Source organism: Antrihabitans cavernicola, from assembly GCF_008297975.1.
GTDB lineage: Bacteria > Actinomycetota > Actinomycetes > Mycobacteriales > Mycobacteriaceae > Antrihabitans > Antrihabitans cavernicola.
Genome location: NZ_VLNY01000008.1, coordinates 219,204 through 227,766, shown reverse-complemented (window position 1 = coordinate 227,766; position 8,563 = coordinate 219,204). Strand labels below are relative to the sequence as shown.

The 8,563-nt window shown below is 63.0% G+C and carries 5 protein-coding genes and 1 pseudogene; 4 read left to right on the top strand and 2 right to left on the bottom strand.

From position 1 onward, the window contains the following. Positions 1-225 (bottom strand): annotated as a pseudogene (locus FOY51_RS18095) (integrase); the annotation flags it as partial. After that, positions 222-962 (bottom strand): TnsA-like heteromeric transposase endonuclease subunit, encoded by a 741-nt coding sequence (locus FOY51_RS18090; protein ID WP_149431653.1) that lies wholly within the window; start codon positions 960-962, stop codon positions 222-224. The gene FOY51_RS18090 and the pseudogene FOY51_RS18095, both read right to left, overlap by 4 nt. Positions 963-1,158: 196 nt before the next feature. Here FOY51_RS18090 and lon point away from each other — a divergent pair, with 196 nt between their 5' ends. From lon to FOY51_RS18070, 4 genes are all read left to right on the top strand, one after another. Next, on the top strand, positions 1,159-3,489 hold the full coding sequence (gene lon / locus FOY51_RS18085; protein WP_149431652.1) for an endopeptidase La: 2,331 nt from the start codon (positions 1,159-1,161) through the stop codon (positions 3,487-3,489). 123 nt (positions 3,490-3,612) lie between these two features. Beyond that, positions 3,613-5,043 carry a gamma-aminobutyraldehyde dehydrogenase gene (locus FOY51_RS18080; protein WP_149431651.1) on the top strand — a complete coding sequence of 477 codons (1,431 nt, stop codon included), beginning with the start codon at positions 3,613-3,615 and terminating at the stop codon, positions 5,041-5,043. Between the two features lie 25 nt (positions 5,044-5,068). After that, positions 5,069-7,033: a primary-amine oxidase gene (locus FOY51_RS18075; protein WP_149431650.1), complete on the top strand. Its 1,965-nt coding sequence runs from the start codon at positions 5,069-5,071 to the stop codon at positions 7,031-7,033. Continuing rightward, entirely contained in the window at positions 7,017-8,552 is a 1,536-nt protein-coding gene (locus tag FOY51_RS18070) for an APC family permease (protein WP_149431649.1), read from the top strand. Before FOY51_RS18075 ends, FOY51_RS18070 begins: the two co-directional genes overlap by 17 nt. Positions 8,553-8,563: the final 11 nt, after the last annotated feature.

The window sequence follows — 8,563 nt, the reverse complement described above, 5'->3', positions numbered from 1 at the left end:
CGGGCTCAGGTTGCCGAGGATGACCGCGACCAGCTCATCGTCCTCGTTCGCCGCCTCGGCATCACTCATCACCACCGCCTGCGAGGCCAGGACCGCAATAGCCACCGCCCGCAATCTCTCGCCGCTGCACAACGTCACCGTGTTCGCGGTCAATTTTTGCACCGACCAGACCGACCCGTCGAACCACACTTGGGTTCCGACGGCCAGCTCGACACTCCTGCTCATGGCGCACCTGTTACCGACGTGATCCGTGATTGCCCCGAGAGCGGCACACTCAGCTCGGTCTCCCACGAGTGTGTCCACAGCAAATGCATCACCGCCGGTTTCACCAACGGCTCCGCAACCACCGAACTCGCGGCACGCCATATCTCCGCGATCGTCATCCCAGCCTCGCCGACGCTCGTTACCGCGTCCAGCGCCGCCCGATCGATGAGCTCGGTCCGTCGCGCCGAACTGATCCACCGCACATTGGCCAACAACGTGGCCGACGCACCACACCACACCTCGTAGCGCCAACCCCGCGCCGAGCAGACCCGCCCAGTCCAATCGAACACCTCTGCGACCTCGCGCAGACGTGCGAACTTCTCCGGCTTGACATCGACGACGAGGAAACCACCGTCGCGCCGCTTCAACAGCAGATCAGGCGTGTGCCGACGCCGCACCGCAACGTCCATTCCGGTCAAATACACCGGCTGGCTCGCGATCCACACCACCTCAGGATCGAAATCGGCCAACCACAACCGATCCAGCTCGAGCAGACTCTCGTACCAGACATGTCCACCGGTTGTCACAGACCAGAACAAGCCCGAATAGTTGCGCTGACCCGCGAACGATCGGATCCGTCGAACCGGCAAACCATGGACCGCGCGATCACCATCGACATGCCGAACCTGCGTGGAAACGACCTCACCCTCGGCACTGACAAATCGCGCCTCAGTCTCCAACAAGCCACGAACGGCCACCACACCATCATCCGCCCCGAGACAGATAAATGGAACCAGGACACGACGATGACAAATAAATGGAACTGAGACAAGATATCGCGGATCCTACATCATCCGCCCACAGCGAACACCTGAGCAGCGTGGAACAACTTCCAAAGCCCATGGGTTGAGTAGGTATCGCTCAACTTTGTCAGGCGTCTAGGAAGGCTCTGGAATGACTTCACCTCTGAAACTGCCGGTGCTGTTCCTCACCGATCCGATCGTGCTCCCGGGCATGGTCGTCCCCATCGAACTCGACGAGGCCGCTCAGGCCGCGGTCGATGCTGCTCAGGCCGGTAGCGACAGCCAGGTGCTCATCGCCCCTCGACTCGACGAGGGGTACGCGTCGTACGGCGTGATTGCCTCGATCGAGCAGGTCGGACGCATGCGCGGTGGCTCACCCGCCGCCGTCCTGAAGGCCGATCGGCGCGCACGGATCGGACACGGCGTGACCGGACCCGGCGCTGCGCTGTGGGTCGAGGCCGAGCCGGTCGAGTCCGTTGCGGCCGACGGTCGCACCACCGAGTTGGCCAACGAATACAAAAAGCTCGTCGTCGCTGTTCTGCAACGCCGCGAGGCCTGGCAGATCATCGACGCGGTCAACAAGCTCAACGACCCGTCTGCCATCGCCGACACCGCAGGCTACGCGCCGTACCTCACCGACGAGCAGAAGCGTCAGCTCCTCGAAACCCCTGACGTGACAGAGCGTTTGACGGTGCTGATCGGCTGGACCAAGGATCATATCGCGGAAGCCGAAGTGACAGAGAAGATCTCGGAGGACGTCCGCGACGGCCTAGCGGAGACACAGCGAAGATTCCTTTTGCAACAGCAGTTGGCCGCGATCCGCAAGGAGCTCGGCGAAGGCGAGCCCGACGGCGCCGACGACTACCGTGCCCGCGTCGAAGAGGCCGATCTGCCCGACGACATTCGCGAAGCCGCGATGCGCGAGGTCGGCCGACTGGAACGCTCCAGCGACCAGAGCCCCGAGACCGGGTGGATCCGCACCTGGCTCGACACCGTTCTGGAACTGCCCTGGAAAACGCGCACCACCGACAACACCGACGTGAAAGCCGCACGCGCAGTGCTGGATGCAGATCACCACGGCCTCGACGAGGTCAAGGATCGCATGGTCGAATACTTAGCTGTCCGGTCTCGCCGCGCCTCGCGTGGACTCGAAGTAGTCGGCGGCCGTGGGTCCGGTGCCGTGATGGTGCTGGCAGGTCCGCCCGGAGTTGGTAAGACCTCGCTCGGCGAAAGCGTCGCCCGTGCGTTGGATCGCAAGTTCGTGCGCGTCGCCCTCGGCGGCGTGCGCGACGAAGCCGAGATCCGTGGCCACCGTCGCACCTACGTCGGCGCATTGCCCGGCCGAATCGTGCGCGCGATCAAGGAAGCAGGATCGATGAATCCTGTTGTCCTGCTGGACGAAATCGACAAGGTCGGCGCCGACTACCGCGGCGATCCCGCGGCAGCGCTGCTCGAGGTGCTGGACCCGGCGCAGAACCACACGTTCCGCGACCACTACCTGGACCTCGACCTGGACCTGTCGGACGTGTTGTTCATCGCGACCGCCAACGTCATGGACACCATCCCGTCCGCACTGTTGGACCGCATGGAGATCATCACCGTCGACGGCTACACCGAGGACGACAAGGTCGCCATCGCACGCGACTTCCTGGTGCCGCGTCAGCTCGAGCGCGCCGCATTGACGGCGGACGAGGTGACGATCACCGAAGACGCGCTACGTGAGATCGCCGCCAACTACACCCGTGAAGCCGGCGTGCGACAGATGGAACGCCTTGTTGCGAAGGCACTTCGGAAGGCTGCAACCAAGCTGGCCGGCGGGCAGGATGCGGCGATCGTCATCGACGAACCGTCGTTGAAGGACTTCCTCGGCCGACCACGCTTCACTCCCGAATCCGCGGAACGCACTGCGGTACCGGGTGTTTCGACCGGACTCGCAGTGACGGGCATGGGCGGCGACGTGCTGTTCATCGAAGCCAGTGCATCGGACGGCGAGCGGTCACTGACCTTGACCGGCCAGCTGGGTGACGTGATGAAGGAGTCGGCGCAGATCGCACTTACCTACGTGCGGTCGCATGCGACCGAGCTGGGCATCGACCCGAAAGCGCTCGACCGCAACATCCACCTGCACGTTCCTGCCGGTGCCGTCCCGAAGGACGGGCCGTCGGCGGGCGTCACGATGGTGACAGCGTTGACGTCGTTGGCGTTGGGTCGACCGGTGCGCTCGGATGTCGGCATGACCGGTGAGGTCACGCTGAACGGCCGGGTGCTGCCGATCGGCGGCGTGAAGCAGAAGCTGCTCGCCGCGCAGCGCGCAGGGTTGAAGACCGTCTTCATCCCGGCCCGCAACGAGCCCGATCTCGACGACGTGCCCGCCGAGGTCCTCGCCGCGCTGGACGTGCGCCCGATGACCGATGTCGCAGCCATCGTGGCCGCGGCAATCGAGCCGGCATCGTCCGAGAGTGCCGTGGTCACCGCCGCATAACGCACCGCACAGAAGGGGCCGTTCGAGACCGAACGGCCTCTTCTTCGCATCCACGCCAAGACCGGAAAATATCCGGTCAAATTCGACATACGCACCACACAACGACGGCGCACAATGAGCGCCATGGCCAGCGACGTACTGCAGAACTACATCGACGGCGCGTTCGTCGACTCCACCGCTACCGACACCCTGGATCTGATAAATCCGGTGGACGAGACGGTCGTCGGTCGGGCACCGATTTCCAATCAGGACGACGTGAACGCCGCGGTTGCCGCGGCCGAAAGCGCCTTCGAGTCGTGGGGCAAGACCACCCCCAGCGTGCGACAGACCGCGCTGTTGAAATTGGCCGACGCGATCGAAGCCCACAGCGACGAACTTGTCGAGGCGCAGTGCCGCAACACCGGCCAACCCAAGGCGGTGATCGCGGCCGAAGAGATCGCGGTCAGCGCGGATCAGGTTCGCTTCTTCGCAGGTGCCGCTCGCATGCTGGAAGGCAAATCCGCGGGCGAATACATGGACGGCTTCACGTCGTATGTGCGGCGGGAGCCGATCGGAGTCGTCGGCCAGGTGACGCCGTGGAACTACCCGTTCATGATGGCGATCTGGAAGATCGGGCCTGCGCTCGCGGCAGGCAACACGATCGTCCTCAAACCAAGCGACACCACGCCGGAGAGCACTCTGGTCCTGGCGAAAATCACCAAAGACATTCTCCCCGATGGGGTTTTCAACGTCGTCCTCGGTAACGGCGGGACGGGAGCGGCGCTGGTCGGACACCCGGCGCTGGGTCTGGTCTCGATCACCGGTTCGGTGCGGGCAGGCATCGCGGTGGCCGCGTCCGCTGCGCAGCAACTCAAGCGCGCACACCTCGAACTCGGCGGCAAAGCCCCCGCCGTCGTGTTCGCCGACGCCGACATCGAGAAGACCGCGAGCGGAATCGCCGAGGCAGCTTTCTTCAACGGCGGCCAGGACTGCACAGCCGCAACGCGCGTAGTGGTGCACGAGTCGATTCACGACGCACTGGTCGACGCACTCGTCGCGAAGGCGAAGACGCTGAAGGTCGGCCTACCCGACGACCCGGACACGTTCTACGGGCCGCTCAACAACATCAACCACTTCACCGAGGTGACCAAGAAGGTGGGTGCCATCCCGGCGCACGCCACTATCGTCACCGGCGGAAAACGATTGGGCGACAGGGGATTCTTCTTCGAACCGACCATCATCACCGGCGTCGAACAACACGATCCGATCGTTCAGGAGGAAATCTTCGGACCGGTGCTCACGGTGCAGTCCTTCACCGACGAATCGGAAGCCATCGACTACGCAAACGACGTTCGCTTCGGCCTCGCGTCCAGCGTCTGGACCAAGGACCACGGGACTGTCGAACGACTCACCCGGGCACTGGATTTCGGCGCCGTGTGGGTGAACTGCCACATTCCGCTGGTCGCGGAGATGCCGCACGGAGGCTTCAAGTACTCCGGCTACGGCAAGGACCTCTCCGCGTACGGCGTCGAGGACTACACGCGCATCAAGCACGTCATGAGTTCGCACGATTAACGCATCGATTCGCACAGGAGCCCACGTGTCCGACACTTTCCACCCGCTCGATCCGCTGTCCGCCGTCGAGTTCAACCGCATCGCCGAACTCCTCGCCGCCACACATGACGTGGGTGCGGGTTGGCGCTACTGCTCGATCGAGTTGGCCGAGCCGTCGAAGGCCGAGGTATCCGCATTCGACTCGGCCGCAACGGTTCCCGAGCGTCGGGCACTGGTCGTTTGCTTGGAGTGCGCGCAGAACAAGACATACAAGGCGGTGGTGTCGCTGACCGACGGCGCGGTGGTGTCGTGGGAGTACCTTCCCGGCGTGCAAGCCAACTTCACCGTCGACGAGTGGGAAGAGGCCGACGAAGCGTTGCGTACGCATCCGGACGTGATCGCCGCACTCGCGAAGCGTGGCATCACCGACATGGGCTTGGTGTTCATGGACACCTGGACCTACGGCGATGTGGTGATGCCGGAGAAGTACAAGGATCGTCGCCTCGGTTGGTCGGACACCTGGGTACGAACCACTGACGGGGCGAATCCCTATGCGGGACCGGTCAACGGCTTCCACTGTGTGATCGACATGAACACGATGGAACTGCTCGAGATCGAAGAGACCTTCACAGTCGACACACCGAAGATCATGGGCGAATATGTGCCGCAACATATTCCCGAGCGAATTCGCAACGCCAGCAGCCGGCCGCCGATACAACCACTGGAGATCATCCAACCCGACGGTCCGTCGTTCACACTGGTCGGAAACAAGCTGGAATGGCAGAACTGGTCGCTGCGCGTAGGATTCAACTATCGCGAGGGCATGACGCTGCATGCGATCACCTACAACGACAATGGGCGCGTCCGCCCGATCGCCAGTCGACTCTCGTTCGCCGAGATGATGGTGCCCTACCGCGACCATTGCGACGACCACTACCGCCGCACGGCCTTCGACATCGGCGAGTGGGGAATCGGTTTCATGACAACGTCGTTGGAACTCGGCTGCGATTGTCTGGGCGAGATCCGCTACCTGGACGCCACGCTGCACAACAGCAAGGGCGAGCCGTTCACCATCACCAACGCCATCTGTATCCACGAAGAAGACAACGCGGTGCTGTGGAAGCATGTCGACCACAACGGCGGCGCTGAGACCCGCCGGATGCGACGACTGACCGTGTCGTTCCACGTGACCGTCGCCAACTACGAGTACTTGGTCTACTGGCGCTTCTACCAGGACGGCAACATCGAATGTGAAGTCCGCGCAACGGGCATCATGGTCGTCAGCCACTTCGCCGAGGGCGCGGCTCACCCGCACGGGAGCCTGGTGGATCAGCGCACCTACGCCCCGTTCCATCAGCATTTCCTGGTCGCCCGAATGGACCTCGACGTCGACGGCACCGACAACACCGTCTACGCCACCGAAACCGAGATCGTCCCGATGGGCCCGGACAATCCCTACGGATTGTCGTTGCGGCAGAAAAACACTCCCTTGCGCACCGAGGAGGAAGGCAAGCAGGACTTCGACTGGCAATCCCAACGCGCATGGAAGGTGGTCAACGACAACACCCGCAACGGTCTCGGCACCGCACCGGCCTACAAGCTGGTTCCCGGTGCGGCCATCCCCTCGATGTTCGACCCGGCGTCGCCCATCTTCGCCCGCTGCAAGGCCATCGGGCACACGCTGTGGGTGACCCCGAACAACCCCGACGAGCGCTGGCCCGCAGGCGAATTCGTCAATCAGAGCAAGGACGATCACGGCCTACCCGAATGGACGCAGGCCAACCGCTCGATCGAGAACACCGACGTTGTGCTGTGGTACGTCTTCGGAATTCACCACATCACCCGCCCAGAAGACTGGCCCATCATGCCCGTCGACACCGTCAATTTCTGGTTGAAACCTGTCGGCTTCTTCGACCGCAACCCGTCGATCGATGTGGCACCGACGCCGTCCAAGGCGTGCCATGCCGAGCACGTTCCCAAGGAAGAAGCCTGTCATGAGCACGATCGATAACGGGGATACCGTCACGGCCGAGCCGCCCGCCGACGGACGCGTGTCCAAGGGGCTCGCAGAGGGCAAGGTAGGCACGTTCGCCGGCGCGGTTCTCGGCATTTCCTGTGTGGCACCGGGTTACACGCTCACGGCGAGCATCGGGCTGATCGTTGCCGCGGTCGGCTTGAAGATGCCCGCGATCTTCATCGCAGGGTTCATCCCGATGTTTCTGACCGCCTATGCCTATCGCGAGTTGAATGCCAAGGCGCCCGACTGCGGAGCGTCGTTCACTTGGTCCACCAAGGCATTCGGCTCGTATGTCGGCTGGATCTGCGGGTGGGGGATGGTGGCGGCGACCATCATCGTGCTGTCGAATCTCGCTGCGATCGCCGTCGAGTTTTTCTATCTGTTCATCGCGCAGATCGCCGACAGCCCAAACATTGCCGACCTCGCGAACAACAAACTCATCAACATTGCGACGACGTTGGTCTTCATCGCGTTGGCGACACTGATTGCCAGCCGAGGCATCACCACCAGTGAGCGGCTGCAGTACGCGTTGGTGGGCTTTCAGATGATCGTGTTGCTGGCGTTCGCAATTGCGGCGCTGGTCCACGTCGCGAAACACGGTTCGCCTGCCAACCTGAGCTTCGATTTCGACTGGTTCAACCCGTTCACCGGCTTGACCATCAGCGCGTTCACCATCGGTGTGACCGGTTCCATTTTTGCGTTCTGGGGCTGGGACACCTGCCTGACGCTCGGGGAGGAATCGAAGGATCCGACCAAGGTGCCGGGTCGGGCGGGATTGCTCTGCGTCATCTCGATTCTGTTGACCTACCTGCTGGTTGCGGTTGCCGTGATGATGTACGCGGGCGTCGGTGAGCAAGGTCTCGGGCTGGGCAATCCCGACAACGCGGAGAACGTGTTCGGCGCACTTGCCGACCCGGTCCTCGGCAAATGGGCCGGACCGCTGCTGTACCTCGCCGTGCTGGCGTCGTCGATCGCGAGCTTGCAGACGACGTTCCTTCCTGCCGCCCGAACCATGTTGGCGATGGGTGCGTATGGTGCGTTCCCGAAGAAGTTCGCCGAGGTGCATCCGAAGTTTCTCGTCCCCTCGTTCAGCACCGTCGTCGCCGGCATCGCGACAGCTACGTTCTACACCGTCGTCAGCTTGCTTTCGGAGCGAACGCTGCTGGATACCATTGCGGCACTGGGCATCATGATCTGCTGGTACTACGGAATCACCGCATTCGCCTGTATCTGGTACTTCCGCAACGAGCTGTTCACCAACGCCCACAACTTCGCGTTCAGATTCTTGTTCCCGCTATTGGGCGGAATCATGCTTGCCGCCGTGTTCGTGGTGTCGGTACGCGAAAGCATGAACCCGGACAACGGCAGTGGCGCGTCGATCGGCGGCGTCGGATTGGTGTTCTACATGGGGTTCGGCGTCCTGCTGCTCGGTGCCGTACTGATGGTCGTCAGGCGGCTGCGCAGCCCGGACTTCTTCATGGGCCGCACGCTGACTCGATCGTCGTCGCGGTAGCCGCCCGACGA

Bases quoted from the DNA above. Each gene is read 5' to 3' on its own strand.
- lon (WP_149431652.1), top strand. From the start codon at position 1,159: ATGACTTCACCTCTGAAACTGCCGGTGCTGTTCCTCACCGATCCGATC.
- FOY51_RS18080 (WP_149431651.1), top strand. From the start codon at position 3,613: ATGGCCAGCGACGTACTGCAGAACTACATCGACGGCGCGTTCGTCGAC.
- FOY51_RS18070 (WP_149431649.1), top strand. From the start codon at position 7,017: ATGAGCACGATCGATAACGGGGATACCGTCACGGCCGAGCCGCCCGCC.